General features: G+C 31.4%; 27 protein-coding genes. 14 read left to right on the plus strand and 13 right to left on the minus strand.

Annotated features, from left to right (window positions below; genetic code table 11):
* Window positions 1–424: 424 nt before the first annotated feature.
* Window positions 425–1243 carry a 3-methyl-2-oxobutanoate hydroxymethyltransferase gene (gene panB, locus MARIT_RS14870; protein WP_024741066.1) on the plus strand — a complete coding sequence of 273 codons (819 nt, stop codon included), beginning with the start codon at window positions 425–427 and terminating at the stop codon, window positions 1241–1243.
* Window positions 1244–2188, plus strand: a complete 945-nt coding sequence (locus MARIT_RS14875) for a 2-hydroxyacid dehydrogenase (RefSeq protein ID WP_100211920.1) — start codon at window positions 1244–1246, stop codon at window positions 2186–2188.
* On the opposite strand, the gene MARIT_RS14880 is transcribed toward MARIT_RS14875, so the two are convergent.
* The 6 genes from MARIT_RS14880 to MARIT_RS14905 are packed head-to-tail and all read right to left on the minus strand — an operon-like array spanning window position 2163 to window position 6461.
* On the minus strand, window positions 2163–2885 hold the full coding sequence (locus tag MARIT_RS14880; RefSeq protein WP_100211921.1) for a hypothetical protein: 723 nt from the start codon (window positions 2883–2885) through the stop codon (window positions 2163–2165). The genes MARIT_RS14875 and MARIT_RS14880 overlap by 26 nt on opposite strands.
* Window positions 2885–3361, minus strand: coding sequence for a hypothetical protein (locus MARIT_RS14885; RefSeq protein WP_100211922.1), 477 nt, complete (start codon window positions 3359–3361; stop codon window positions 2885–2887). Before MARIT_RS14885 ends, MARIT_RS14880 begins: the two co-directional genes overlap by 1 nt.
* A gap of 53 nt (window positions 3362–3414) precedes the next feature.
* A complete protein-coding gene (locus tag MARIT_RS14890) occupies window positions 3415–4833 on the minus strand; it encodes a DUF3570 domain-containing protein (protein WP_100211923.1) in 1419 nt (472 codons plus the stop codon).
* Window positions 4824–5036: a DUF4266 domain-containing protein gene (locus MARIT_RS14895; protein WP_024741071.1), complete on the minus strand. Its 213-nt coding sequence runs from the start codon at window positions 5034–5036 to the stop codon at window positions 4824–4826. Before MARIT_RS14895 ends, MARIT_RS14890 begins: the two co-directional genes overlap by 10 nt.
* A gap of 6 nt (window positions 5037–5042) precedes the next feature.
* A complete protein-coding gene (locus MARIT_RS14900; RefSeq protein ID WP_100211924.1) occupies window positions 5043–6014 on the minus strand; it encodes an FAD:protein FMN transferase in 972 nt (323 codons plus the stop codon).
* A 6-nt stretch (window positions 6015–6020) separates the two neighbouring features.
* Window positions 6021–6461 carry a thioredoxin family protein gene (locus tag MARIT_RS14905; RefSeq protein WP_024741072.1) on the minus strand — a complete coding sequence of 147 codons (441 nt, stop codon included), beginning with the start codon at window positions 6459–6461 and terminating at the stop codon, window positions 6021–6023.
* Between the two features lie 128 nt (window positions 6462–6589).
* Here MARIT_RS14905 and MARIT_RS14910 point away from each other — a divergent pair, with 128 nt between their 5' ends.
* The 6 genes from MARIT_RS14910 to MARIT_RS14935 all read left to right on the plus strand — a co-directional run bounded on the left by MARIT_RS14910 (window position 6590) and on the right by MARIT_RS14935 (window position 12996).
* On the plus strand, window positions 6590–7510 hold the full coding sequence (locus tag MARIT_RS14910) for a hypothetical protein (RefSeq protein ID WP_100211925.1): 921 nt from the start codon (window positions 6590–6592) through the stop codon (window positions 7508–7510).
* 18 nt (window positions 7511–7528) lie between these two features.
* Entirely contained in the window at window positions 7529–9172 is a 1644-nt protein-coding gene (locus MARIT_RS14915; RefSeq protein ID WP_100211926.1) for an Ig-like domain-containing protein, read from the plus strand.
* 37 nt (window positions 9173–9209) lie between these two features.
* Entirely contained in the window at window positions 9210–10022 is an 813-nt protein-coding gene (locus tag MARIT_RS14920; protein ID WP_024741075.1) for a gliding motility-associated C-terminal domain-containing protein, read from the plus strand.
* 256 nt (window positions 10023–10278) lie between these two features.
* A complete protein-coding gene (locus MARIT_RS14925) occupies window positions 10279–11586 on the plus strand; it encodes a T9SS type B sorting domain-containing protein (RefSeq protein WP_162288619.1) in 1308 nt (435 codons plus the stop codon).
* 10 nt (window positions 11587–11596) lie between these two features.
* Window positions 11597–12481, plus strand: coding sequence for a PorP/SprF family type IX secretion system membrane protein (locus MARIT_RS14930; protein WP_157926302.1), 885 nt, complete (start codon window positions 11597–11599; stop codon window positions 12479–12481).
* 104 nt (window positions 12482–12585) lie between these two features.
* Window positions 12586–12996: a hypothetical protein gene (locus tag MARIT_RS14935; RefSeq protein ID WP_024741078.1), complete on the plus strand. Its 411-nt coding sequence runs from the start codon at window positions 12586–12588 to the stop codon at window positions 12994–12996.
* Between the two features lie 38 nt (window positions 12997–13034).
* Here MARIT_RS14935 and MARIT_RS14940 read toward each other — a convergent pair whose 3' ends face one another.
* Both MARIT_RS14940 and MARIT_RS14945 read right to left on the minus strand, forming a co-directional pair.
* On the minus strand, window positions 13035–14075 hold the full coding sequence (locus tag MARIT_RS14940; protein WP_100211929.1) for an NADP(H)-dependent aldo-keto reductase: 1041 nt from the start codon (window positions 14073–14075) through the stop codon (window positions 13035–13037).
* A gap of 177 nt (window positions 14076–14252) precedes the next feature.
* The gene (locus tag MARIT_RS14945) at window positions 14253–15440 is read right to left on the minus strand and encodes a phosphoglycerate kinase (RefSeq protein ID WP_024741080.1); all 1188 of its coding nucleotides are present in this window, start codon (window positions 15438–15440) and stop codon (window positions 14253–14255) included.
* A gap of 80 nt (window positions 15441–15520) precedes the next feature.
* On the opposite strand from MARIT_RS14945, the gene MARIT_RS14950 reads away from it, so the two are divergent.
* Both MARIT_RS14950 and MARIT_RS14955 read left to right on the plus strand, forming a co-directional pair.
* On the plus strand, window positions 15521–15943 hold the full coding sequence (locus MARIT_RS14950; protein WP_100211930.1) for a molybdenum cofactor biosynthesis protein MoaE: 423 nt from the start codon (window positions 15521–15523) through the stop codon (window positions 15941–15943).
* 12 nt (window positions 15944–15955) lie between these two features.
* On the plus strand, window positions 15956–16489 hold the full coding sequence (locus MARIT_RS14955; RefSeq protein ID WP_100211931.1) for a GNAT family N-acetyltransferase: 534 nt from the start codon (window positions 15956–15958) through the stop codon (window positions 16487–16489).
* On the opposite strand, the gene MARIT_RS14960 is transcribed toward MARIT_RS14955, so the two are convergent.
* Entirely contained in the window at window positions 16486–19248 is a 2763-nt protein-coding gene (locus MARIT_RS14960; RefSeq protein ID WP_100211932.1) for a PD-(D/E)XK nuclease family protein, read from the minus strand. The two genes, MARIT_RS14955 and MARIT_RS14960, sit on opposite strands and share 4 nt — an antisense overlap.
* Window positions 19249–19321: 73 nt before the next feature.
* Between MARIT_RS14960 and MARIT_RS14965 the strand changes: the two genes are divergently transcribed.
* Entirely contained in the window at window positions 19322–20125 is an 804-nt protein-coding gene (locus MARIT_RS14965; protein ID WP_100211933.1) for a nitrilase family protein, read from the plus strand.
* A 69-nt stretch (window positions 20126–20194) separates the two neighbouring features.
* On the opposite strand, the gene MARIT_RS14970 is transcribed toward MARIT_RS14965, so the two are convergent.
* Together MARIT_RS14970 and fbp are read right to left on the minus strand one after the other, a co-directional pair.
* The gene (locus MARIT_RS14970; RefSeq protein WP_024741085.1) at window positions 20195–20803 is read right to left on the minus strand and encodes a superoxide dismutase; all 609 of its coding nucleotides are present in this window, start codon (window positions 20801–20803) and stop codon (window positions 20195–20197) included.
* A 130-nt stretch (window positions 20804–20933) separates the two neighbouring features.
* On the minus strand, window positions 20934–21956 hold the full coding sequence (gene fbp / locus MARIT_RS14975; RefSeq protein WP_024741086.1) for a class 1 fructose-bisphosphatase: 1023 nt from the start codon (window positions 21954–21956) through the stop codon (window positions 20934–20936).
* A gap of 161 nt (window positions 21957–22117) precedes the next feature.
* Here fbp and MARIT_RS14980 point away from each other — a divergent pair, with 161 nt between their 5' ends.
* Genes MARIT_RS14980 through MARIT_RS14990 form a run of 3 tightly spaced genes read left to right on the plus strand, consistent with a single transcriptional unit; the run spans window position 22118 to window position 25717 of the window.
* Entirely contained in the window at window positions 22118–22600 is a 483-nt protein-coding gene (locus MARIT_RS14980) for a GNAT family N-acetyltransferase (RefSeq protein ID WP_024741087.1), read from the plus strand.
* A gap of 2 nt (window positions 22601–22602) precedes the next feature.
* Window positions 22603–23847 (plus strand): aspartate kinase, encoded by a 1245-nt coding sequence (locus tag MARIT_RS14985; RefSeq protein WP_100211934.1) that lies wholly within the window; start codon window positions 22603–22605, stop codon window positions 23845–23847.
* A 55-nt stretch (window positions 23848–23902) separates the two neighbouring features.
* Window positions 23903–25717 carry a GNAT family N-acyltransferase gene (locus MARIT_RS14990; protein WP_100211935.1) on the plus strand — a complete coding sequence of 605 codons (1815 nt, stop codon included), beginning with the start codon at window positions 23903–23905 and terminating at the stop codon, window positions 25715–25717.
* A 46-nt stretch (window positions 25718–25763) separates the two neighbouring features.
* Here MARIT_RS14990 and MARIT_RS14995 read toward each other — a convergent pair whose 3' ends face one another.
* Entirely contained in the window at window positions 25764–26375 is a 612-nt protein-coding gene (locus MARIT_RS14995) for an FAD-dependent oxidoreductase (RefSeq protein WP_100211936.1), read from the minus strand.
* Window positions 26375–26956, minus strand: coding sequence for a MarC family protein (locus tag MARIT_RS15000; protein WP_024741091.1), 582 nt, complete (start codon window positions 26954–26956; stop codon window positions 26375–26377). The genes MARIT_RS14995 and MARIT_RS15000 overlap by 1 nt, the downstream gene beginning before the upstream one ends.
* Window positions 26957–26973: the final 17 nt, after the last annotated feature.

Below are 26973 nucleotides of genomic sequence, written 5' to 3' on the forward strand. Positions count from 1 at the left end.
AATAGATTTCATTTCACTCTTTTATAAATTATGTTTATAATTTTTCCTAAAGATCTCTTTTTTAAGCAAAAGACAATATTTATTATTATTTATTTTTCTTATTTCAATATCAATAAAAAGAATGGTTATTTATTGTTTTTTTTATTTTACACTATGATTTACTGCTAATAGCTCAATTATATGAATACACCAATTCCTTGATTTATTTAAAATAATAAAAGCACAGTAGTCAATACTAAAACAACAAGGAATAAGACAATTTTATACATAATAAGTTCAGTTTAGTGGCTAAATTTACTCAAAAAAAACAGCTAAAAAACTATTTAAAAAAACATTAACAGGTAATTAACGAAGTCGTTTCTTCTATAAATAACCGAATCATATATAATATTTTCTATTTTTACCACACTTTAAAACTAATAAAATGTCAACAGCAAAAAAACAGTATAAAAGAGTTACTGTTAAATCTCTTATAGAGATGAAAGCCCATAAAGAAAAAATTTCAATGCTTACCGCTTATGATTATACCATGGCTAAAATTGTGGATGGTGCTGGAATAGATGTAATTCTAGTAGGTGATTCTGCATCAAATGTTATGGCAGGACATGAAACTACGCTACCTATTACATTAGATCAAATGATTTACCATGCTAGTTCGGTAATTCGCGCTATTGACCGCTCTTTAGTAGTCGTTGACTTGCCTTTCGGAAGCTATCAAGGAAATTCTAGAAATGCATTAGATTCGGCTATTAGAATCATGAAGGAATCTGGAGGACATGCCGTAAAATTAGAAGGAGGAAGTGAAATTTCAGAATCAATTTCTAGAATATTAACTGCTGGAATTCCTGTAATGGGACATTTAGGTTTGACCCCCCAATCTATATACAAATTTGGCACCTATACAGTAAGAGCAAAGGAAGAAGAAGAAGCTTCAAAATTATTAGAAGACGCTAAGCTATTAGAACAATTAGGGTGCTTTGCATTAGTTTTAGAAAAGGTTCCTGCTAAACTAGCTCAAAAAGTAGCTGAAAGTTTAACTATTCCTGTAATTGGAATTGGAGCTGGAGGTGGTGTTGATGGTCAGGTTTTAGTTACTCATGATATGCTGGGAATGACACACGAATTTAATCCTCGCTTTTTACGCAGATACTTAGACTTATACACGGAAATGACAGAAGCTTTTAAAAACTATATTTCAGATGTTAAGAGTAAAGATTTTCCTAATGAAAAAGAGCAATATTAAATGAAAATACTACACCTTGATACCAACCATCCTTTATTATTAGATCAACTTATTGAATTAGGAGCTGTTAATCATGAAGACTATACTTCTTCTAAAAAAGAGATTGAATCAAAAATACATTTATATGATGGACTTATCATACGAAGCAGGTTTACTATTGATCGTTCTTTTTTAGATAAAGCCAGCAATCTCAAATTTATTGGACGCGTTGGTGCTGGACTAGAAAATATAGATTGTGAATATGCTACTAAAAAAAATATTGAGTTAATTTCAGCTCCTGAAGGAAATAGAAATGCCGTTGGAGAACACACTTTGGCCATGTTACTTTCTTTATTTAACAAACTAAATAAAGCAGATAGAGAGGTTCGTGAAGGCAAATGGTTTCGAGAAGCTAATCGCGGTATTGAACTTGACGGAAAAACAGTTGGCTTAATCGGCTATGGAAATATGGGAAAAGCCTTTGCTAAAAAACTACAAGGCTTTGATGTAAACGTTATTTGTTATGATATAAAACAAAATATTGGAGATGAAAACTGCGCTCAAGTTTCTTTAAGTGAATTGCAAAAAAGATCAGACATCCTCAGCTTACATACTCCACAAACTTCATTAACCATAAATATGGTTAATGAAGCGTTTATCAGTCAGTTTGCAAAGCCTTTCTGGTTATTAAATACCGCTAGAGGAAAATCTGTTGTAACTACTGACTTAGTTTCTGCTATTAAATCAGGGAAAATATTAGGCGCTGGGCTAGATGTTTTAGAGTATGAGAAGAAATCATTTGAAAATTTATTCACCAACACTAAAATGCCAAATGCCTTTCAATATTTAGTGGACTCAGAAAAAGTGATTTTTTCTCCACATGTAGCTGGTTGGACTATCGAAAGCAAAGAAAAGCTAGCCCAAACTATTGTGGATAAAATCAAAATAAAATTTTACTCAAATTAAAACTATAATTTAAAAATATGGCCACTTGATTATTTTGACTACTAAATTCCATTTGCTTTAAAGTAACATTGTTACTTACATTTTGAACCACTCCTTCTAGTAAAGACTCATTAGCTGAGTGGTAATATTTTACTCCTATAGTTATTGCATTCTTATTTCTTAAAAATTTCGTCAAACTCATTTTAGGAACTATATATACATTTCCAATATTAGTTGCACGGTGTGTTACTACAATTTTATCTGTGGTGTCTCCTTCTTCCTTGCTTAAATTTATTTCTTTAACAAGAGAAATTGCCGACCCTAACCCTATTGTTAGATCCAAATCTTTTTTTATTGGAACCACGTACCCTGCTCCAATAAAAAATGAATGATTAAAATTATTATTATCAACTTTAAAAGTATTGCTGACAGTACTTCCTTCAATTGATAATGTATTATATGAAATTCCATATCCCAATTCAACATCTACCCTAACAGGAGTTTTATAGGTACCTGAAATCACGAATGTATTATTAAAATTATTCCCTACAGACACATTGGTAAATGGCGCCGTGGTATTTTCCGTTGCGGTAGATAAAAATCCTAACTCATAACCTATAGATGTATACAATCCTTGGTGCAAGTATTCTTTTTGAGCATTTACAACTATGCTAAACGACGCTAATATTACGGTTCCTATATATTTTAAATTCATCATTATTGTTTTACAATGTTAATTGACGTTGAGTTACTATTTACAGAGCATCCATTTGAGCTCAACCAAGATCCATCCAATCTTTTTTTACCTTCAGAGATATTCAAAACATATGTATTATTAGTACAATATTTACCACAACCAGGCTTTGAATCTGTTTCCTCTATCTTACCAGCTGTTTTCAATGTTAAAATTCCATCTGTAAAACCCATCTTTAATTTAAATACAGCGTAATGCTCTTGTTCTGGCATATCTGATAATTTTAAACTTCCTTCTACTAAACTATTTTCATGCTTGGTAATTGTTAGCGTATAACGATATTTTCGCGAACAACAAGCTAAACAGTCCATAGCACCATCCCAGACCCCCACTAAAAAGTTTTCTGTTTCAATTAATTCAGGGTTATTGTACTCGATATCAATGCTTTTAGCACAGCCTAAAAGAAAAACACCTGTTATTAAGTATATTATTTTTTTCATATTTTGAATATTAAAAGTTATTTGAAGTGACTATTTTTTCTAATAATTTCACATTAAAATGTAAATACATTGCTAATTGTTACTGAAGTAGCTTCTAAACCTGTACTCCTACTATAATTAGACAGCTTAAACTCAAGGGTTTTAAACTGAAATTCTTTTTTTCTATTTATTTTAAAACTTAGCAAGCCATTAGTTGGTGAAAACCTAATTCCTATGCCATATTTTCTAGTACTAAATTCTGACAAATCATAATCTGAAGTATAGAACACTGCATTCAAATCATGCATAGCATAAGGCTGAAAATAATCCGCCTTGGTTTGAGTATGAAATCTATAAAAAGGATATACAGTAAAACCACTTCCTATTTTTAATGGAGCTTCTAATTCAAAAGTATGGCCAGTTATACCAAAATCATCTGTATAAAATCGATATAGAAATCGCGTAATTAAAAAACTATTTACAAAATAATTAGCTCTAAGCCCTAGTGCTTTCTTGATACGAGATCTAGGCAAACGCTCACTCTTTACTAATTTATATGCTTCATTTTGAATTCCATCATTAAAATAAACTCTATGGAATGGAGTATTTAAAATTCCTTTTTGGAAAATAGCTTCTGCGGTTACCGAAGCATTTAGTCGTTGATTAATATTTCCTCCATAAGTCACCCCAACATTATAAGTAAAACGTGTATCCTTTTCATAATTCTCAGAAAGTGATTCCTCTGAAATATAATATTCATCATCGTCATCATCTCTACTCAAACTACCCCTTCTTATTTCCTTCTTATCATAATCATCATCATCATCATCATCATCATCATCATCGTCATCGTCATCATCATCGTCATCATCATCATGATCCCCCCACTCTTTTCCTCTATTTCTACCCGCACGTATCTCCCCTGGATAAATCAACAGCCATTTATCTATAAAAATGCCTGCACTTATATTTAAAAACTTATTATTATCTTTTGAGTCTTTTTGCCAAGTAATTTTTGCATAATTAGACGTTACATCAAACTCCTTTGAATGTCCATATAATACAGAAACTACCGTATTCTTCTCTGGAATCAATCTATTCAAATTTAAAGAGCCGTACTTACGAGTATCTTCACTTGCCAAACTACTACTATTATTTATAGCTTTTCCAGCATTCGATCTACTCGCAGATGTAGTAGTCGTTCCGTATTTATCAATATTAGCTGTACTTGCAGATGTATAATGATCAAGTCCTAAAGTCATTCCTAAAGTAGCTACCTTATTTACGGGTATTGAAACCGAAATTTGCGGAGCACTATTATCTAATCTTTCCGAACCTTTACCTCCAGTAACAGCACCATTATTTCCATCTTGTTCATAGTAATTGTATAAGATATCAACCTGAGCCTTATCCAGCTTTTTTATTTTGTTTTGAGAAGAAAGAACTAATGAGCTAAGTATAAAAAAAATAGATATTGGTATTTTTAATTGCATCCACAACCTCCTCCCGCTTTGCTTCCATTTGCTCCAGAAGCACCTTCTCTATAATTTTGTGAGCTTATTTCATATTGCTCTATTTTTCTTGACGATAACTGCATATCTTCATCATTTAGATACATTTTTTGATATGGCTTCACCGTTGTACAATTTGTAGCAATTACTACAAAAAGTAATATTAAAATACTCCTTTCAATCATCTTCTTTTAGTTCAGTTTTAAATTAGTTGAGCGGTATAACTTATTATTTTCATCTATTAACAAGCATTCTATTCCTTTTAGTTCATTTATTAACATCAACCCTTTTTTCTGTCCCATTATAAATACGGCAGTGGCTAAAGCGTCAGCTAACTCTGTATTTTTGCAAAAAACGGTAACACTTTTCACTCCTTTTGCAGGCCAACCCGTTTTTGGGTTAATAATATGCGAATACCGTTTATTATCAAATTCTATAAATTTTGCATAATTACCAGAAGTAACTACAGAACTATTATACAAATCAAATATTCCTGCGTTTACTAGTTTCCCATTTGGATCAGCGATCTGCACTCTCCATTTATTCCTTAGCGGATGCTTTCCCCAAGTAGTTAAATCTCCTCCTGCATTTATAAGTCCTGCTTTTACCCCCATTTTTCTAAGGTAATTCCCCACTTTCTCTGCTACATATCCCTTTCCTATTGATCCGAAACCAATCTTCATTTCTTTTTCCTTTAAAAAAACAGTGCTTTCTTCTTCATTTATAAGAATATTTTTATAATTAATCTTATCTATAGATCTTTCAATATCAACAACATCAGGTAACTTAGGCATCGGTTTATCGAAGTACCATAATTTATCAAGGGATGCATAGCTAATATCAAAAAATCCATTTGTTAATTCAGAAATTCTTTTACTTCTCTTAATTAATTGAAGTAATTCTCTGGTAACTTTTACAGGTCTAATCCCTGCATTATTATTAATATCAGATGTTTGAGACTCTGATTTCCAAGAAGAAATTAAGTTTTCAATCCTAACGGTTTCCTTTATTGCTTCCTCTATATAAAAGGCAGCTGTTTCTTTTGTATTAGCGACCACTGTAAATTCAAAATCAACTCCCATTAACAATGCTTTTTTCTGAAAAACCTGCTGAGCATTGAGTGAAAAGGTAATACCTATGAGAAGGGGTATTATTCGACGCATTTTATATTATTTTAAATATGTATTTACATAATATTCGGCCGTTTCACTCTTGTAACCATCTATTGATTGGATCACTTTTCCCTTTTTACTTAGGATAATTACCAGCGGAAACGCTCCTTTTTCATTATATTTTTCAGCAGATTTTTCAATATATTCCAAATGCTCTTTTGTTAACTTTTTTCTATCAAGTACAAAATCGATATTTACTAAAACGTACTTATTTTCAACTTCTTTTTTAAAGAACGTACTATCAAAAACTTTTGTTTTCAGCTCCATACAAGGCTTACACCAATCCGACCCCGAAAAATATACCAATACTTGCTTATTTTCTTTTAAAGCTCTCTTTACAGACACTTCTATATTATCATGCCAAATGATACCATTTGCTTTTTGAGCATTTAAAAAAGTACTTATAAAAAAGAAAAGTGTTAGAATAATATTCTTCATTGTTTTAAAAATTTCGGCAAAAGTAATTTTTATTTAGAATAAATAAATATAGATTTGTCGAAATTTTTCAATTAATTTTATTTAGACTAAATAATAAACCGCCCAAATAACTTATTTTATATCGATTTATGCGCAAAGTAACCCTCATCTTATTTTTTTGCATTTTTACTAACTTAAAAGGCTTTTCACAACTTATAGAAATCAATCCTTCCAGCTCTGGTTGTGGCAACTCTATAAGCAGCTCTGTTCCTTCAAAATATGATGATTGGACCTCTAAAACATCTTGGTCAGCATCCATTTATAATAAAAAGAACTTCAATACAAATTCTTCCGTTGCTACTATCGAATATTTTATAGACTGTGGTAGCTGTAACTACGGAGTCGCAAAAAATCAAAAAATATACTTAGGGCATATTTCAAAAGATCAATTTAGTAATGTAAATATTCCCGATAATGATCCTGATATCACGAATTTAACCTTAGTACATAGCGGTGATATACAATGGAATGCTGGTCAATGGAATAAAATTATATTCAATACCACTTCTTTCAACTATGATAACACAAAAAATCTAATTGTTTACTTTGTTAACGAACATGGGGGTAAATTAGTTGGCGGTTTTTTTTGTGGTAACCCTATTGCTATTGTTGAAACTTTTGGAGCAAACACCACAAAATATGCCAATACATCTTCTTCCAGCTTACCTGCTACAGGCTACCTACAAAACCAAGGACCTATTATAAAGGTTCATGCTAATACTATTACCTCACTACCTGTTCTATCAATGGAAGAAAATAGATCTGTTTGCAGCGGTGAAAAATTTTCTTTTTCCAAAGTACATGGATCTGACTATACAAGTTTAAAATGGATATCATCTGATGGAGGTACATTTAATAATGATACGATTCTAAACCCTACATACACCCCAAGGACTAATAATGGAACAGTTCTTTTAACATTAACCGCTACCAATAACAGCGGAAGCTCTTCAAAAAACTTTACACTAACAGTTCTTTCAAAACCAACAGCCAATATCATAAAAAAATAAATATTAATTTTCAACGTGATGCAAAAAAATCTATTGATATTACTCATAACTATAACCACTATATTATCCGCTAATGCACAAACACATATTGCTACCGTAAATGGAGGAACTAGTAGAAACGACTTCCCTTTAAATTTATCTTGGAATTATAGTTATAGTCAGTTCATCTATTTAGGAACAGAAATAAACAAATCAGGAAATATTAAAAGCTTAACCTTTAAACTAATAGGTACAGCTCCTGCTAATATTGATACTTGGAAAAACTGGAAAGTTAGTTTAAAAGAAATAAATAACAATGAATTTCCGAATGCACAAACTAACCCTTGGTTAAGCCCTAAGTACTCTCCTTTTGGAAGTTTAACAGAAGTTTTTAATGGAGATATCATATACAGTCAAACAGCAAAAACAGCAAAGATCATTCTAACCACCCCTTTTAAATATGACCACTCTAAAAACTTACTAGTTGAAATTTACGATCAAACAGTTGGAACTGCGTATAATGTATATTTTGATACCAAAAATAATCTTTCTGAAAAAAGAGGTATCAACGCATCTAGTACAACTTTTACTCACTATACTAGCAGCTCAAACATGTCTAGAAGTTTAACATCAATTCCTGCCATAGATATTGAAATTCAAGATATAGCTACCAGTCCTGCAACCTCCACCACTAACTTGAATTACTGTGAAGGAGATAATTTAAAACTAACTGCTGAGGATGCAGGTATAGGCGCTACTTATTTATGGACAATACCAGACGGTACAACTGTAAACCAGAAAGACTTAACCATAAATAACGTTACCGCTTCTGAAACCGGAATATACTCTTTAACAGTTACTAAAAATGGGTGCCAAAATACAGCTAGTTCTAACATTAAAATTTTCCCTTCTCCTTTATTAACGGCTACTTCTTTTGAAGTATGCGTAGGTGAAAACTTACAATTAATAACAAATGGAAATCCGGATCCAGCCGCAACACTTCCTTTTACTTCTTCCGATACTTCAATAGCAACGGTAACTGACACAGGAATCCTTTCAGCTATAAAATCAGGAAAAGTCCACATTACCTATACAAATAACAATGGTTGCTCTATCACAAAAGAAATAACCATTCATTCTCAACCAATAGCTAACTTAGTGAATGATACTGCTTCTAATATAATTTGTACAGACATCTTGGTAACATTTACTGCTAATGGAGGTGACGAATATGAATTTTTTGTCAACGGATTAAGTGTACAAGGAAAATCTGCAAATCATATATATACTTCTTCTACATTAAATAACGGTGATCGAATAAAAGTTAAAGTATGGAATAGTAGGGGATGCAATCGGGAAAGTGCAGAAACAATAATAACAGTAAAACCAACTCCTATCATTACAAAACTTGAAGCCATAAACACACCTTTATGTATGGGTGAAAATGCTCAATTTTTAATTGAAGGAACTCCTGGCGCTGTAATTAGCTATATAATAAATGCTGGCTCTATAAAAACTACTACATTAACTGGAGGAACTAGCACCATCATACTTTCTTCCCTCACAGCAAACCAAACCATCACTCTAAATAAAATTTCTATAAATAATTGTGAAGCCATTATCAATAATACATCCTCTATAATTGTAACTCCTAAACCTATTGCAATAATTAAACGCAAATAAAAATAGCCATAAATTTTTCTTATTTAAATCATATCTAATGATAAAAAAGATAACATTATTAATTATCCTATGCTATATCAAAAGCGCATTTGGGCATCACCTATTATATAAAAACTCTTATGAAATATTTAATAATAGCCTATCCGAAATAACTATTTGTGAAGGAGAAACACTTGAATTAACAGCAGCACCTATACAAGGAGCTCAATATGAATGGAAAACTGTTAAAAATGAAACAGTTATGGGAATAGACTTAATTCGCACCAATATTTCTATTGATATGGAGGGAGAGTATTCTTTAAAAGTAACCTTAAATGGTTGTACAAATATTGCTTTTATTAATGTAATTGTATTACCCAAGCCTAATGCAGGAATCAATGGAACTTTACATCTTATTGAAGGAATAACTCCTACTACTGAAGAATTGTTCAGCGCTTTAGGCGGAAATCCCAGTACAAAAGGAACTTGGTCTTTTAAAAACAATATATATACCTATACTGTAACCGCTACAAACTCCTGTAAAAGCACAGCTACATCAACCGTTACTATAACTAATACAATATCAATTGTAAATGGTTTCTCTCCTAATGGAGATAACATAAATGATACTTGGCAAATTTTACCTGACTTATTAAATAGGTATCCTAATAACATACTTACCGTTTTTAACAGATATGGTAATATTGTATATAAAGCAGCTCCTTATAAAAATGATTGGAATGCTGTTTCAAATGGAAAAGCAATTATTAACAACAGAAAAAAACTCCCTCCAGCATCATACTATTATGTTTTACAACTTAATAATCCTCATAAAACTATTTTTAAAGGCTGGGTGTATATCAATTACTAATCTGTGAGAAAATTACACTACGTTCTATTTTTTGAAAACTTGCATTCTTTTTTCTCAAAACACAACAGACTATACTCTATTTAATCATAACCTAGGTATAACTCCCATTTTTACAGATCAAAACAACACCATACAACCAGCTACAAACTATAAAAGAATTCATGATTTTCTGACAGGATACATTTTTGAAAATGCACAAAGAATAACTTTAAATAAAAGCTCAACTACTTCCAATAAAACTAAATATACAACATATATGAAAAAAATAAAACTACTTACTCTTTTACTAATATCAGTAACCTTAAACACTTTTTCTCAAGGGCATGAAGTTACAGTAGGAAATCCAATATGTGGCACTTCCATAACTAAAAATGCACCCGCTAATTATGATTATCTCTTAGATAAAAAAAATAGCTGGACTACCATGCTTTATACAGCTCCAAGAATCAATACTTCAGGAGCAATAAAAGGTATTGCATTTTTTACTGATTGTGTTGTGACTTCTAATTGTTCTTTTGACGAGGCTAAGCATCAGAAAATATATTTAAAAGAGATAGAGGAAACACAATTTAACGCTACTAATGAGCCTGATTTATCAACATACACATTGGTATATGACGGAAAAATCACTTGGAGAAGGGGGCAAGGAAATGTAGAAAATTCTAAAACACAAATAATTTTTCAAAACTCATTTCAATACTCAGGAAATAAAAATTTAGCTATTTATTTTTTAAATGAAAATAATAACGCTTTAGGTGGCTTCTTAGGATGTGGAAGTTCTCCTCCTTTTCTATGGGATTATGCCGGAGAAAAAACAATCGTTCGCGAATTTTTTAAACAGGGTGAAAAAAGTGGAAGTGGAACTTTTGATACTACACTACCTATCATCCGTTTTTATTTTGACGCGTTAAATACAGATGATTTTACTCCTTCTCCTCAAACTACGCAAATAACTGCAACCCCTACAGAGATTTTAGCAAACGGAGTTTCTTCAAGTAAAATAACCGTACAACTTTACAACGAAAAAGGAGGTACATTAAATCATTCTGGGCAACGTATAGAACTCAATACTACAGCGGGAAGTTTAGGTGCCGTTACAGATAATAATAATGGAACCTATACAGCTCTCTTAACGAGTGGCACTCTTATAGAAGTTGCTACAATTTCAGGGATTTTAAACGGCACTAATATCAGCGACACAGCTGAGGTAAAATTCATTGATAAGAATACTCCTATTGACCCTATTGATCCTGTTGACCCTATAAATCCAGTGTTTAATTCAAACATAGTTCAAGGTTTTTCTCCTAATGGAGATGGAAAAAATGATACTTGGAAAATTATGCCAAATGTATTTAATAACTACCCAAATAATTCTTTACAGGTTTTTAATAGACAAGGAAATTTAGTGTTTCAAGCAGCTCCTTATAAAAATAATTGGGATGGTATTTCTACCGGTAAAATAACCATTTCAAAAGAAACGAAACTTCCCATAGGTCCTTATTATTTTGTTTTTAATACAGGAACAAATAAGACTCATAAAGGTTGGGTATATATTAATTATTAAAAAATTACAAATGTTTTTAAAAAGAATTACATTATTACTTCTGATAATAAACTATTACAAAGTTACAGCTCAAAACAATGTAGATTACTCATTATACAACTATAGTTTAAATCTTATAAATCCAGCTTTTGCTGGTCAAAAAAAACATAGTGAATTACTTATAAATTCAAAAATGCAATGGGTTGGTATAGAGAACGCCCCAAAAACTAGCACTTTCTCTTTAAACATCCCATTGAAAAATAACATAGGAGTTGGCGTGAATGTTATCAATGATAAAATTTTTATTTTCAATCAAACTAAAATAGCCTTAGATTTTTCTTATAAGTTAAAAATAACTAATGAACACGATTTACAGTTTGGACTAAAAGCTCTAGGAAATATTTATAGTGGCAACATCAATACCATAAAAACAGAGCAACAAAATGATTTATTCTTTTCAGAATCCATTAATAAATTCAGCCCTAATTTTACAATTGGTGCAGCCATTACCCACGAAGATTATTATACGCACTTAGCCATTAATAATCTTTTAATTGATAGTAGATACTCAAAACTGAGTAGTTCTAAAAATATTAGCAGACTAAATATTTCTTTAGGTGGCGGATATATATTTACATTAAACAATACTCTAAAGCTCATTCCGTCAACTTTAATAAGAATTGAAGAAGGCGTTCCTTTATCATTTGATATAAATAGCACATTAAAAATTAATGAAAAGCACCGTATAGGTCTTTCTTATTTCTGGAACAATTCTGTATCAATTAATGGGCTACTAGCCATATCAAATACCATCCAACTAGGGTATGGATATCGACTAACTACCAATGATTTAAGCACTGAACAAAACGGAACTCATGAATTTATAATTCTTTTTAATATGGATAACCTACTTTAGTATATCTTTTTTATTTTTACCTAGCTAATCATACTCTTTATAAATAATAAGGGCTTTCTTTTATAGTCATTTTAATTTATAAAGGGTCTTAAAAAGAACAGACAATGTCGAACAAGAGTAAAATAGTTGAAGAGCATTTAAAAAACGGAATTAATAAAACAAAAGAAACAGTAAATAATATTAGTAGAGAAACCAAAGATACCTTTGAGGATGTCAAAGAAAAGGCTAGTGAATTAGCTAGTAAAGCAGGGGAGCATTTAGCCGATTTTTCAGAAGATACCAAAGATGCTTTTGAAGATGTTAAAGAAAAAGTAACTAAAGTACTATCTGATGAAAACATCAAAAGTTTAAGAGAAAAAACCAGTGAGTTTGCAGAAGAAATTTCTGGAAAAACCGCTGAAATAGTAGGTGAAGCCAGCGAGCAATTAGCAGATTTTGCAGAAGATGCTAAAGAAGAATTGAAAGAATCTGCTCAAAAAACAAAAAAAATTCTACAAGATTTATTAAAAAAGTAGAGGGAAATTTTTCCTCTACTTTTTTATTTTAAAAGTAACTATGGTGCTGGGTTAGGTATCAATGCATGAATTGCCTCTATTTCGTTCAAAATTTCTGAAGATAACTCAATATGAATACTATTGATATTTTCTTTTAGTTGGCTCATTTTTGTAGCTCCAATAATATTACTAGTTACAAACGGTAATTGATTGATATACGCTAATGCTAACTCTGATAATGTTAAACCATTTTTCACAGCGATTCGCTGATATTCCCTTACAGCTTTCTGAGAGCCTTCAGAAGTATAACGTGCAATAAACCTAGGAAATAATGTTCCTCTAGCTCCTTCTGGAGTCTTTCCATCTAAATATTTACCTGATAAAACTCCTTGTGCCAATGGAGAATAAGCAAGTAACCCTATATTTTCTCGCAAAGAAACTTCAGACATTCCATATTCATAAGCTCTATGAATTAATGAATAAGAATTTTGAATAGTTACAGGCTTCAATAAATTATGCTGCTTTGCTGTTTGCAAATACTTCATTGTTCCCCAAGGAGTTTCGTTTGACAAACCTATCTGTCGAATTTTTCCTTGTTTTACAAAAGAATTTAAGGTTTCTAAGATTTCCAGATGATTTTCCGCTTCTTTAGCCGTTGTCTTATAAGGATAATCCCTTACTCCAAAACAATTTACTCCTCTTTCTGGCCAATGAAGTTGATACAGATCAATATAATCTGTTTGCAAACGTTGAAGACTATTTTCGATAGCTTCTGCAATAGCTCTTTTGCTAAATCCATCTTTTCTAATATGCGCTGTATAATCTCCTCCTCCAGCAATTTTAGACGCCAATATTACCTTGTCTCTATTTCCTGTTTTTTTGAACCAAGACCCAATGATTTTCTCCGTAGCTCCATAAGTTTCAGGTGTAGCAGGTACTGAATACAGCTCTGCTGTATCAAAAAAATTTACTCCTTGTTCTAAAGCATAATCCATTTGTTCATGACCTTCAGCTTCTGTATTCTGTTTTCCCCAAGTCATCGTTCCTAGGCAAATCTTGCTAACTTTTATGGTTGTATTTGGTAATGTTGTGTATTTCATTTTCAAAATATTTGATCTTTTAGTGACTCCGTAAAACGGGTATTTTTAACTAGTCGTTTTACTTCTTTTTTCTTTTCATTTTTTATTATTTAATGAAAAATAATTTTCTTGCCTTTGTAAAAAACAATTCCCACAATAATTTATTGCAGGAATTAGTTCATAAAACACTTAAGGTGTTTATTTCAGTATTGCTTCTATTCCTGGTAAGGTCTTTCCTTCCAACATTTCTAACATAGCCCCTCCTCCTGTAGATACATAGCTTACTTTATTACCAAAACCAAATTGCTTTACAGCAGCTACAGAATCACCTCCTCCTACAAGAGAAAATGCGCCTTTTTCTGTGGCTTTAGCAATTGCATCTCCTAAGCTAATCGTTCCTTTTGCAAAGTTTTCCATTTCAAACACTCCTAAAGGTCCATTCCATAAAATAGTTTTAGATTGCTCAATAATCTCTGCAAAATTAACAGAAGTTTGCGCTCCACAATCCAATCCCATCCATCCATCTGGAATAGTATTCGTATCTACTTCTTTTGTGCTTGCCTCATTACTAAACGCATCTGCTATAACAGCATCAACAGGCAAATGAATTTGTGTATTTTTTTCTTTAGCCAATTCTAATATTTCAAGGGCCAATGCTAGCTTATCATCTTCTACCAAAGAACTTCCAATTTTTCCTCCTAATGCCTTGATAAATGTAAAAGTCATTCCTCCTCCTACAATAATATGATCTACCTTATCCAAAATATTTTCAATGACTCCTATTTTTGAAGAAACCTTTGCCCCTCCTAAAATTGCGGTTACTGGTTTTTCTGAATTATTCAGTACTTTATCAATACTCTCTATTTCTTTAGCCAATAAATTACCAAAACATTTTTTTTCTGGGAAAAACTGTGCAATAACTGCCGTTGATGCATGAGCTCTGTGAGCTGTACCAAAAGCGTCATTAATATATACATCTCCCCATTTAGATAATTGCTCTGCAAAAGCAATATCCCCTGACTTTTCCTCTGCGTAAAAGCGTAAGTTTTCTAATAATAAAATTTCCCCATTTTTTAAATTGTCAACTGCTGCTGCTACCTTATCTCCAATACAGTCTTCAACAAACTTTACATTGCACCCTATCACATTTACAACTTCGCTTACAATATGCTTTAATGAATACTTTTCTTCTATCCCTTTAGGCCTTCCTAAATGAGACATTAACACACAACTCCCTCCATCTTCTAAAACCTTAATAATTGTAGATTTTGCAGCTTGAATTCTAGTGGAATCTGTTACTTGAAATTCGTCATTTAAAGGCACATTAAAATCTACTCGAATTAATGCTTTTTTATTTTCAAAGTTAAAATCGTTGAGTGTTTTCATTTATCAGTTATTTTGAACAAAAATAAGTATTTATCAGTAAATTCCTATTATATAGAATTCTATTATATTTGTTGTAATTTATGAATACAACCTCAATTAAAATAACTTCTAAAAAACTAAGCATTCATGAAGGGTACGAATTCGTTAGAGATGATTCTTGCGGCGGTATCGCTACGTTTATAGGTACTGTTAGAAATGCTACACAAAATAAAGAAGTAACGCAATTAGATTTTTCTACATATAAGCCAATGGCTATTAAAGAAATGCAAAAAATAGCTGATACTGCACTAGAAAAGTTTAAGATAAAAAAAATAGCGATTCACCACTCAGAAGGACTTTTAGAAATTGGAGACATCCCTGTTATTATTGCTGTCTCTGCTCCTCATAGAAAAGCTGCTTTTCAAGCGTGCGAATACGCTATAGACACCTTAAAAGAAACAGTTCCTATTTGGAAAAAAGAGTTTTTTACCGACGGAGAAGTTTGGGTAAATGCTCATCCTTAAATTATATATATCATGGTTCAGTTTAATGTATCATCTTCTATTGAAGAATTAGAAGAAATTTTAACCTTACAAAAAGAAAACCTTCCTTTTAATTTGTCTGAAGTAGAACGACAAGAACAAGGATTCGTAACAGTAGAGCATAATTTAGCTATTTTAAAAGAAATGCATTTAATTCACCCGCATATCATCGCTAAAGATAAAGGAAAAGTTATTGGATATGCCCTTTCTATGTCTTCTAAGTTCAAAGATGATATTGCTATTTTAAAGCCAATGTTTACAGAAATCAACAACTCTTCCAAAGCCAATGAACGTTTTATTGTTATGGGACAAATTTGTATTCATAAAGAATATCGTGGAAAAGGAGTTTTTAAAGGTCTATATACTAAGATGAAAAAAGAATTTTGCAATGATTACACTGCTATAATCACTGAAATAGACCTCTTAAACACAAGATCCATCAATGCACATAAGGCCATTGGTTTTAAAAACTTATCAACTTATACCGCTAACAATCAAAATTGGCAAGTTGTTTTTATGGAACTCTAAAACGGTAACTCTTTAGGTTCTAAAAATGATGTATCAGGGTTATAAATGTCCTCTAAAACATTCTTAACCTCTCCCATAAATTCTTCCAATCTCTCCAAGGTAATTGCATTATCTGGAGTTCTATAATTTGATGAGAAATTCATTTTTAAAAACCCCTTTTTTAAGTTTTTAAAAGAAATGATACCCGCTTCTAAAGGTTTATTAAAATCAAAATTGATATTCTTGGTATATAAAAAAGCATATAACATGACTTGTATTGCTTTGTGGTACTTATACTCTCTAATATTTTCATAATCAAGAATCTTTAAATTAGAAGCCTCTACCTTACCTGTTTTATAATCTATAATCCTAGTAACACCATTCAATTCGTCTATTCTATCTACTTGTCCGTGAATTTTAATAGGATATTCAATTCCTGCCACATGTATTTCTGTAGCTAAATTTTGTTCCGTAGCTATGATTTTCAATTGGTTATCGCTATCTTTTAAAAGTTCTTGCTCTTGTTTTAAAAAATTTAACACAAACCGATTAGCAACTTCAAAAATCAATCTATTCTTTCCTGTTTCAATATCTCCATTTTTAAAATGCTTTTTAAAATATTTCGCAACCAAGTTTTTTGATCGTTTTTGGAAATTATCAAGATCTTCTTTTTTAATAAACTGGCCTCCGTTTTTTGTAAATGGTGTGTATAACTCATCTAAAACATCATGAACAACAGTTCCCATCGTATTTATAGCAACCGTTTCTTCTATTTCTTCAAATTCATTTATTTTTAATACTTTTTGCTTATAAAAAGCAATAGGATTGTATAGGTAATTGGTAAAAGCTGATGGAGAGATTCCTTTCTTCCCTAATTCTTTTAGCCTTTTTAAAACTTCCTCATTCTTTGGTATTTCTTTTAATTTTGATAAGGAAGTTACTACTTTAGGAGCTATTGTTTTTTGAATAATATTTTCTTTCATTAACTCTAACTGAGTTACGAATCTACTTTTTTCTCCTCCACCAAAAGCATCGCTTTCTGTGTTGAATAAAATAAAGATATTTTTTGCTCGTTGAATCAACCTAAAGAAATGGTAAGAAAATACAGCATCTTTTTCTTTATGTGTTGGCAATCCGAATTCAATCTTTACATCAAAGGGAATGAATGAATTTTGCATACTATTTGCTGGTAACACTCCTTCATTTACAGAAGTTATGATTACATTTTCAAAATCTAACACCCTTGTTTCTAGCATTCCCATCAATTGTAATCCTTGCAGTGGTTCTCCTTGAAAAGACAAACTTTCCGATTGAATTAATTGCTTAAAAAACTGATATAATGTTTTTAGATCTTGTACATAATTAAACGCTGAATGCAAGTTTTGTAACTGGGTAAATGCGGTATAAAAACGAAATAAATACTCCTTTTCTAGTTCATTTGCATACTCTTTTACACGATCTATTAATCGGATGACCCTTATCATAAAATCAGAAATATTGGTAAAAGGCGCAAATATCGAAAACAATACACTCTTATCTTCTTCTTTTAATTTTTCAAAAAAGGTAAGAATTACTTCTTGGTTAACAAATGTATTATTCTGACTAATAATGCTATCAAAAAGAATGTTATCTATTTGTATATTATTATTTCTTAAAATCTTATAAATAGAAGCTTGTTTTACAAACTGAGTAACATCTTTATAATAAAATACGTTTTGTTCCTTTTTTTGGAGTTTTTCTTGAGAAAGAAATAGCTGGAAAACTGAAAGAATTAGCTGAGTTGTTGGAATATCTTTTAGAGGATACCCCATAGTGATATTAATTTCTTCTATATTTTCTGGTAATGAATTTAAGGTTATAGGTAACAATGTTTCATCAGAAAGCACTAGCGCTGTATTTTGATGATTCGGTAATTTCTCTAAGATTTCTCCTGCATATTTTATTTGGGTGATATTTTTGGAGGTTCCAATAACCTGAATTTCCTTCTTTTTAGAAAACCAATCTCCTACACTTTGAAGTTCATGTTTTTCATAGTACTTCCATTTTTTTTTGTACTTTCTAACAAAATTTCCTGCTTGGTGATTATTGCTTAAAAAAGCCTCATCAATATCCCAAAAAATATTGGTATTGCCTGCTGCTAACATTTTTTGAAATAGAAACTCCTCTGATTTATTCAATGCATTAAACCCTATTAAAAAAAATTTCTTATCCAGATTTTCTGAAATATACTCCTCTATTTTTGCAGTAGCCTCCCTATACATTACCCCTTGATAACCAATAGAGTTACCTACTAAAAACTGATAAAATTGGGTATAATAAGTTCCTAACTTTTCCATAAAGTAAAAGTGATCTTTTACCAGTTCTGTTTCTTTAAATGTTCCTTTAACCGACCATTTCCTCAATCGCTCTATATCTCTTAAATAAGTAAAAATGTCTTTCGGATTTATCAAGTGCTGATCCACTTCATTAAAATCTTGAATCGCGGTAAATGCCCACGATGAAAAAACATCAAAAGAATCAGGTTTTTCTTCTATTTTTTTATAGATACCGTAAAAATAAAAAAGCAACTGAACCGTATCTACCTTTTTTAGCTTGGAAATTTCTCCAACAAACTCTTCTATATTTAAAATTTGAGGCAAAAAACCTGTAAAAATCTTATCCTTTAATTCTTTTTTTACAAAAACACCTGCTCTTTGAGAAGGTAGTACAAAAACCACATTATCAAAAGAGTGCGTTGTTTTTAAAATAATATCTAATGTTTCTGAAATAAAAGATTGCATGATTCTAGGTTCTCGGAGCAAAGTACAATTTTTATCTTATTTTTGATCTGCTAAAAATACTAATTTTACATCTTTGGAAGCTTCGAATACTTTAGAAATCGCATTTATACAATCAGATCTAATTTGGGAAAGCCCTATTAAAAACAGAGAAAAGTTTACTTCTAAAATCAAGCAAATTGAACAACCTGTTGACTTAATAATTTTACCAGAAATGTTTACCACTGGGTTTACTATGAATGCTAAGAAATTTGCAGAGTTAATGAACGGAGAAACAGTTTTATGGATGCAAGAAGTAGCAGCATCAAAAAAAGCTGCTCTTGTAGGAAGTATCATTATTATTGAAAACAATAGCTATTATAACAGATTATTGTTTGTGTATCCTTCTGGTAAAATCGCTTTTTATGATAAAAAACATACATTTAGCTTAGCTGGAGAAGGAGAGGTGTTTTCATCGGGAAATAAAAAATGTATTCTAAAATATAAAGGCTGGAAAATTTGCCCTCTAATTTGCTATGATTTAAGATTTCCTGTTTGGGCTAGAAATACTGAAAATTATGATCTTTTACTATACATAGCCAATTGGCCAAAACGCAGGATCAATGCTTGGGATGCTTTATTAAAAGCTCGTGCTATTGAAAATATGAGCTATACGATTGGTGTTAATAGAGTAGGAAAAGACATTCATAATTATGAATACACAGGAAATTCGATTGCTTTAGATTGTTTAGGAGAGCATCTTTCTAACACAGCAGAAACAAAAGCATTAACTACTGGAAATGAAATTATCATTAGTAAAACCCTATGCAAAAAAAGCCAAGATACACTAAGAAATAAGTTTCTTTTTTTAAAAGATAGAGATACTTTTTCCTTTGAATAATTACTATAAAAAAGAGTACTGTTTTTTACCAACAGTACTCTTCTTTTTGTCTTTTAAGTCAGTTAGCGCTTATTTTGCTTCAGCGTATCTTCTCTCCACTTCATTCCAGTTAATTACATTAAAAAATGCATTGATATAATCTGGTCTTCTGTTTTGATAATTTAAGTAATAAGCATGTTCCCATACATCTAATCCTAAAATAGGAGTTCCTCCACAAGTTACCCCTGGCATTAAAGGATTGTCTTGGTTTGGAGTTGAGCAAACCTCTACCTTTCCTCCTTTATGCACACATAACCAAGCCCATCCTGAACCAAACTGCGTTGCTGCAGCTTTTGCAAAAGCATCTTTAAAGGCATCCACAGAACCGAATTCTGCTTCAATAGCATCTTTTAGCTCTCCTGATAAACGTCCTTTCCCTTCAGGATTCATTACTGTCCAAAATAATGAATGGTTGTAAAACCCTCCTCCATTATTACGAACAGCTGCGTTGTTCATGTCTAAGTTTGCTAAAATATCTTCAATAGATTTTCCTTCTAAATCAGTTCCTTCAACTGCCGCATTTAACTTGGTAGTATAGCCATTATGGTGTTTACTATGGTGAATTTCCATAGTTCTCGCGTCTATATTTGGTTCTAATGCATCGTAAGCATATCCTAATTCTGGTAATTCAAAAGCCATAATTATTTGGTTTTTATATGATTAATTTTCCCTTGTTACTGCAACAAATTTAGCGCAAAAAAATAAGGCAAACAACCATTTGCCTTATTCAAAGTTTTTCTAGGGCATTTAACTTCTATAATTCATTACTTTAATAGTTAGCATCCTCAGGATATTTTGCCATAAATTCTTCTGCTTTTTCCACCATATCTCTACCTCCACAGAAAAAAGGAACTCTTTGATGTAATTCTGTAGGTTCTAAATCTAAGATTCTTCGATAGCCATCTGTTGCTTTACCACCTGCTTGCTCTGCTATAAATGCCATTGGATTACATTCATATAATAAACGAAGTTTCCCTTTAGGACCAATAGTACTCGTAGGATACATGTAAATTCCTCCTTTAATCATATTTCTATGAAAATCAGAAACTAAAGAGCCTATATATCTAGACGTATATGGCCTGTTTTCTTTTTCTTCTTGACAAAATTTCAAATATTCTTTAACCCCTTTTGGGAAGTGTACATAGTTTCCTTCGTTGATAGAATAAATATTCCCTTGCTCTGGAAATTTGATGTTTGGATGCGATAAATAAAAAGTTCCTATAGCTGGGTTTAATGTGAATCCATTTACTCCATTACCTGTTGTAAAAACTAATATTGTAGAAGTTCCATAAGCAACATAACCTGCCGCTACCTGCTCGCTTCCTTTTTGTAAAAAATCTTTTTTTGTTACAGGAGTTCCTTCTTTTGAAACCCTTCTATAAATAGAAAAGATAGTTCCCACAGATACATTTACATCAATATTAGACGAGCCATCTAAAGGATCCATCAACAATACATATTTATTTTCATTTCCTTTATTCTTTCCTTCTACTACAACAAAGTCATCCTCTTCTTCACTTGCTATTCCACAAACAATCTCTCTATTAATTAGCGTTTGCTTGAATAAATCATTCGCTAAAACGTCTAATTTTTGTTGAGTTTCTCCCTGTACATTTATATCTCCAGAAGCTCCCGTTATATCCACTAAACCTGCTTTTCTTATTTCATGATTAACCACTTTTGCAGCTAAACGTATGGAATTTATTAAGCGAGAAAGTTCTCCCGACGAATATTTAAAATGATTCTGATTATCAATGATATACTCTCCAAGAGTCATATGTTTATTATCCATTTCCAAATTGAATTGTGTTTCATACAAAGATGCCAACTTTTTTACGCAACTACAACGTTTTCGGCAAATAATCTTCGCTTCTAATAAAAAAGATTTTTTGAAATTTATTTTTACGTTGGAGTACCTCCAAATAAATTATCTTTGAAGTTAATTTTTACATTATGAGTTTTACAATTAGGATAGGTAAGAAAAAAGACATGCAAGACGTGTTGAGGCTAATTAAAGAACTAGCCCTTTTCGAAAAATTACCAAAAGAGGTCATTATTTCAGCCGATGATTTAATTTCTGACGGATTTGGTGATACCCCAAAGTTTAAAACATTTATTGCTGTAGAAGATAATGGTAATGTTATAGGAATGGCTCTGTTTTATGAACGTTACTCTACCTGGAAAGGTAAAACAATTCATCTGGAAGATTTAATGGTTACAAAAACCAAAAGAAATATTGGCGCTGGCAAAGCCCTATATTCCGCCGTTTTGAAATATGCTTATAATAATGGCTATAAACGAGTTGCTTGGGAGGTTTTAAACTGGAATAAAAATGCCATTGATTTTTACGAACGTAGCGGTGCCCTCATTTTAAATGATTGGCAAGTAGTACATATGACAGAAAATAATTTAAAACAATTTATTCAAAACAATTAGTGATGAAAATATTTAAGTTTGGTGGAGCTTCTGTTAAAAATGCTGACGGGGTTAGAAATGTAGGAACTATATTACAACAAGAAGGGGTTGAAAACACATTGGTTGTTATCTCTGCAATGGGTAAAATGACTAATGCTTTTGAAAATATTATTGATGCCTATTACTACCAAAAAGAAAGTCTTCCAAAGTACCTAAATTTCGTGACAAGCTTTCATGAAGGGATAATGAATGAGCTATTCCCTAAAAATCATCATATCTACACAATCGTTAATGAACTACTTGGTAAGCTCAGTAACTTTATGATTCATAATACTTCTAAAGATTACGATTTCGTATATGATCAAATAGTAGGTTTTGGCGAATTGCTTTCTACTAAAATTGTGAGTACCTACTTAAACGATATAGGAATACAAAACAACTGGATTGATGTGCGTAATTATATTAAAACTGACACGAATTATAGAGACGCTAAAGTAGATTGGGAGCTTACTGAAAAAAACATGCAACGCGCAATAAACACCTCCAAGTTAAATATTACGCAAGGTTTTCTAGGAAGCAATAAAAATAATACCACCTCTTTAGGAAGAGAAGGGTCTGATTATACTGCTGGAATTTTTGCTTATTGTTTAAATGCTGAAAGTGTTACTATTTGGAAAGATGTTAAAGGGGTATTAAACGCTGATCCTAGGATCTTTAATAAAACAGAGCTCTTACAACAAATATCTTACAAAGAGGCTATTGAAATGGCTTTTTATGGCGCTTCTGTAATTCATCCAAAAACCATTCAACCACTAGAAAGAAAACAAATCCCTTTATTTGTTAGATCTTTCCTAACTCCTACCCTAAAAGGTACTAAAGTATGCAAAGGTTTAGATATAAAACCTATTGTTTCTTGCTTTATCGTAAAAAAATATCAAATTTTAATTTCTATCTCCGCAAATGACTTCTCATTCATGGTAGAAGACAATATCAGTTATATTTTTAAAAAATTACATGAATACAAACTCAAAGTCAACTTAATTCAAAATTCAGCTATAAGTTTCTCCGTATGTGTTGATGATCCCTTTAGAAACTTCAAAAAATTTTACGACGAATTAAAACAGTCTTTTCAAATAAAATATAACGAAAATACTAACCTATACACAATTCGTCATTTTAGTGAGCAAGACATTGCCGCAATTGAAAGTGATAAAACTATTTTATTAAAACAAATTAATCGAGAAACAGTGCAGTTGGTTACAATATAACTCAAATCTGTATTTTATTTTTTTGTACATTTGCAGTTACGCCAAATTGAAATTAATGGGATTAGTTACATCTAAAGAAATTGCTAAAGTTATTGGAGTTGAGAAGTTCGGTGTTTTTGGAACTTTTACGGGCTGGTTATTGATTAAAATTTTACGTATTTCGGCTATTAACAAAATTTATAACAACAATAAAGACAAATCAGATTTAGATTTTTTAAATGGTGTTTTAAATGATTGTAAAATAGAATTTGAAATACCTGAAGAAGATTTAAAAAGAATACCTAAAGAGGGACCTTTTATTACCATTTCTAATCACCCTCTAGGAGGAATCGATGGGGTTTTATTATTAAAATTATTGATTGAAAAAAGAGCTGACTATAAAATTATTGCTAATTTCTTATTGCATAGAATAAAGCCTTTAAAGCCTTATATTATGCCTGTCAATCCTTTTGAAAATCATAAAGATGCAAAATCAAGTGTTGCGGGCATAAAAAATGCTTTGTTGCACTTAAGGGAAGGGAAACCTTTAGGGATATTTCCGGCAGGAGAAGTTTCAACGTATAAAGACGGAAAGCTAATGGTTGACAAACCATGGGAGGAAGGTGCCATTCGTCTAATAAAGAAAGCAAAGGTTCCTGTAATCCCTATCTATTTTCATGCAAAAAATAGTCAATTATTCTATTTTTTATCTAAAATCAACGATACACTACGCACCGCTAAACTTCCTTCAGAGGTTATCTCTCAAAAAAATAGAGTTATAAAAGTGAGAATAGGAAAGCCTATATCTGTAAAAGATCAAGAGCAATACAAGGACGTTCCTTCTTTTTATGAGTTTATAAGAAAGAAGACGTATATGTTAGCGAATCCTTTTGAAAAAGCTCCTCAAAAAATACTTTCAACTCAAAGTTTAAAAATTCCTAAAAAAGTAAAAAAAATAACTTCTCAAAGAAGTCCTGAGTTTTTCAGAAAAGAGGTTACTAGTTTACGTGATAAAGGACAACGCTTACTTGAAAGCAAAAACTATGAAGTTTTTTTTGCCAGTGCAAAAGAAATTCCAAATCTACTACACGAAATAGGTCGACTAAGAGAAGTTACTTTTAGAGATGTTGGAGAAGGAACCAATAACCCTATAGACCTAGATAAATTTGATAAATTTTACCACCACTTATTCTTATGGGATAATGAAAAAAATGAATTGGTAGGTGCTTACAGAATGGGGCTTGGAAAAGATATATATAAAAAATACGGTATCAATGGCTTTTACATACATACTTTATTCAGAATAGAACCAGAGCTGTATTCAATGATGCAAAATACTATTGAGTTAGGCCGTGCTTTTATTGCTAAAAACTACCAGCAAAAACCCATGCCTTTATTTTTATTATGGAAAGGAATTGTGCATACAACCTTACGTTATCCTGAATATAAGTACCTAATGGGAGGGGTAAGTATCAGTAACCAGTTTTCAGAATTTTCTAAATCACTAATGATTGAATTTATGAAATCTCACTACTATGATCCTTACGTTGCTCAATACATTCATCCTAAAAAAGAATTCAAAGTAAAGCTAAAAGATGGAGACAAAGACTTTGTATTTGATGCTACTAAAGCAGATATGCAAAAATTTGATAAAATTATAGACGAGATTGAACCAGGGGCACTGAGAATTCCTGTACTTATTAAAAAATATGTAAAGCAGAATGCTCGTTTAGTAGCTTTTAATGTAGATCCTAAATTTAATAATGCTATTGATGGATTAATGTACATAAAGGTTGCTGATATTCCTGAAAGCACTGTAAAGCCTGTTATGGAAGAGTTCCAAGCAGAACTAGAACGAAAAGCTACAGAGGATCTTAACACTACCTTGTAAAAACCCTAAAATGGAAACAAAATGATAAAGCCACTATTATTATAAATTAATTAGTGGCTTTATCATGAATTTTTGTAGGAATATGCTCATTCCATACTGTTAATATATCCGTCGCTACACTCGCTCCACTTCCTGCTGCTATAGCAAATTGGCTACGCCATCCAGCTATTGTTCCACAAACATATAATTCTTCTTTAATCAAATGATTAAAATTACGTAATTGAATCCTATCTTTCATTGAATTTGCACGCATATGGGGTTCTACATACTGCTCTAATCCAACAATATCAAATGGTTTTGAATAATTCAAAGCAATAACGACAATCTTACTGAAGTACTCTGTTTTGTTAGTAACTATCTTATATCCCTTCTCATCGTCAAAAACTGCAAGCACCTTTTCATTTTCAATTTGACGTATATGAGGATATGTTTTTTCTAAATGTTTTTTCCCTTCTGTTAATATTTCTTTTCCCAGCGTTCCTGAAGCCACTCCTAAAACATTATTAAAAACAGCATCTTGTAAATGTGACGATCGCTGATGCATTATAATAGCCACTTTCTTACCTTCAGCATAAGGCTTCTCTTTAGCAGAACCCAACACTAAAGCACACTGCATTCCAGCAACTCCTCCACCAACAATCAACACATCAAAAGCCATTATGCTAAAAGTTCTTTTATATTGGCTGCAAACAATTTAACTGCAATTGCTAATAAGATAACACCAAAAATCTTTCTAATAATTTTAATTCCATTTTGACCAATTACCTTTTCTATTTTAGCCGATGTTTTTAACACTATGTAAATAACAAGTACATTCAGTAATACAGAAATAATAATATTTTCAATACGAAACTCCGCTCGTAAAGAAAGTAACGTTGTTAAACTACCTGGCCCAGCAATCAAAGGAAAAGCTAAAGGAAATACAGTTGCACTTAACGCATTATCTTCATCTTCTTTATATAAGGTAATTCCTAAAATCATTTCTAAAGCAATAAAGAATAAAATAAACGCCCCAGCAACAGCAAAAGAATGTACATCAATTCCTATTATACTTAATAACCTTTGTCCTACAAAAAGAAAGAGAATCATTATAAATCCAGCTATAACCGATGCTTTTTCTGATTGAATATGCCCTACCTTCTTTCTCAAATCAATAATTATTGGAATATTCCCGATAATATCAATTACAGCAAACAGCACCATAAAGGCTGTAAAAATTTCTTTCAAACTAAAGTTCATATCGTTCTATTTTAATG

It is taken from the genome of Tenacibaculum maritimum NCIMB 2154, assembly GCF_900119795.1.
GTDB classification, from domain to species: domain Bacteria; phylum Bacteroidota; class Bacteroidia; order Flavobacteriales; family Flavobacteriaceae; genus Polaribacter; species Polaribacter maritimus.

What these genes read in the sequence shown, in the direction of transcription:
- panB (WP_024741066.1), top strand. Translation starts at nt 425, where the DNA reads ATGTCAACAGCAAAAAAACAGTATAAAAGAGTTACTGTTAAATCTCTT.
- MARIT_RS14875 (WP_100211920.1), top strand. Translation starts at nt 1,244, where the DNA reads ATGAAAATACTACACCTTGATACCAACCATCCTTTATTATTAGATCAA.
- MARIT_RS14880 (WP_100211921.1), bottom strand. Translation starts at nt 2,885, where the DNA reads ATGATGAATTTAAAATATATAGGAACCGTAATATTAGCGTCGTTTAGC.
- MARIT_RS14885 (WP_100211922.1), bottom strand. Translation starts at nt 3,361, where the DNA reads ATGAAAAAAATAATATACTTAATAACAGGTGTTTTTCTTTTAGGCTGT.
- MARIT_RS14890 (WP_100211923.1), bottom strand. Translation starts at nt 4,833, where the DNA reads ATGCAATTAAAAATACCAATATCTATTTTTTTTATACTTAGCTCATTA.
- MARIT_RS14895 (WP_024741071.1), bottom strand. Translation starts at nt 5,036, where the DNA reads ATGATTGAAAGGAGTATTTTAATATTACTTTTTGTAGTAATTGCTACA.
- MARIT_RS14900 (WP_100211924.1), bottom strand. Translation starts at nt 6,014, where the DNA reads ATGCGTCGAATAATACCCCTTCTCATAGGTATTACCTTTTCACTCAAT.
- MARIT_RS14905 (WP_024741072.1), bottom strand. Translation starts at nt 6,461, where the DNA reads ATGAAGAATATTATTCTAACACTTTTCTTTTTTATAAGTACTTTTTTA.
- MARIT_RS14910 (WP_100211925.1), top strand. Translation starts at nt 6,590, where the DNA reads ATGCGCAAAGTAACCCTCATCTTATTTTTTTGCATTTTTACTAACTTA.
- MARIT_RS14915 (WP_100211926.1), top strand. Translation starts at nt 7,529, where the DNA reads ATGCAAAAAAATCTATTGATATTACTCATAACTATAACCACTATATTA.
- MARIT_RS14920 (WP_024741075.1), top strand. Translation starts at nt 9,210, where the DNA reads ATGATAAAAAAGATAACATTATTAATTATCCTATGCTATATCAAAAGC.
- MARIT_RS14925 (WP_162288619.1), top strand. Translation starts at nt 10,279, where the DNA reads ATGAAAAAAATAAAACTACTTACTCTTTTACTAATATCAGTAACCTTA.
- MARIT_RS14930 (WP_157926302.1), top strand. Translation starts at nt 11,597, where the DNA reads ATGTTTTTAAAAAGAATTACATTATTACTTCTGATAATAAACTATTAC.
- MARIT_RS14935 (WP_024741078.1), top strand. Translation starts at nt 12,586, where the DNA reads ATGTCGAACAAGAGTAAAATAGTTGAAGAGCATTTAAAAAACGGAATT.
- MARIT_RS14940 (WP_100211929.1), bottom strand. Translation starts at nt 14,075, where the DNA reads ATGAAATACACAACATTACCAAATACAACCATAAAAGTTAGCAAGATT.
- MARIT_RS14945 (WP_024741080.1), bottom strand. Translation starts at nt 15,440, where the DNA reads ATGAAAACACTCAACGATTTTAACTTTGAAAATAAAAAAGCATTAATT.
- MARIT_RS14950 (WP_100211930.1), top strand. Translation starts at nt 15,521, where the DNA reads ATGAATACAACCTCAATTAAAATAACTTCTAAAAAACTAAGCATTCAT.
- MARIT_RS14955 (WP_100211931.1), top strand. Translation starts at nt 15,956, where the DNA reads ATGGTTCAGTTTAATGTATCATCTTCTATTGAAGAATTAGAAGAAATT.
- MARIT_RS14960 (WP_100211932.1), bottom strand. Translation starts at nt 19,248, where the DNA reads ATGCAATCTTTTATTTCAGAAACATTAGATATTATTTTAAAAACAACG.
- MARIT_RS14970 (WP_024741085.1), bottom strand. Translation starts at nt 20,803, where the DNA reads ATGGCTTTTGAATTACCAGAATTAGGATATGCTTACGATGCATTAGAA.
- fbp (WP_024741086.1), bottom strand. Translation starts at nt 21,956, where the DNA reads ATGGATAATAAACATATGACTCTTGGAGAGTATATCATTGATAATCAG.
- MARIT_RS14980 (WP_024741087.1), top strand. Translation starts at nt 22,118, where the DNA reads ATGAGTTTTACAATTAGGATAGGTAAGAAAAAAGACATGCAAGACGTG.
- MARIT_RS14985 (WP_100211934.1), top strand. Translation starts at nt 22,603, where the DNA reads ATGAAAATATTTAAGTTTGGTGGAGCTTCTGTTAAAAATGCTGACGGG.
- MARIT_RS14990 (WP_100211935.1), top strand. Translation starts at nt 23,903, where the DNA reads ATGGGATTAGTTACATCTAAAGAAATTGCTAAAGTTATTGGAGTTGAG.
- MARIT_RS14995 (WP_100211936.1), bottom strand. Translation starts at nt 26,375, where the DNA reads ATGGCTTTTGATGTGTTGATTGTTGGTGGAGGAGTTGCTGGAATGCAG.
- MARIT_RS15000 (WP_024741091.1), bottom strand. Translation starts at nt 26,956, where the DNA reads ATGAACTTTAGTTTGAAAGAAATTTTTACAGCCTTTATGGTGCTGTTT.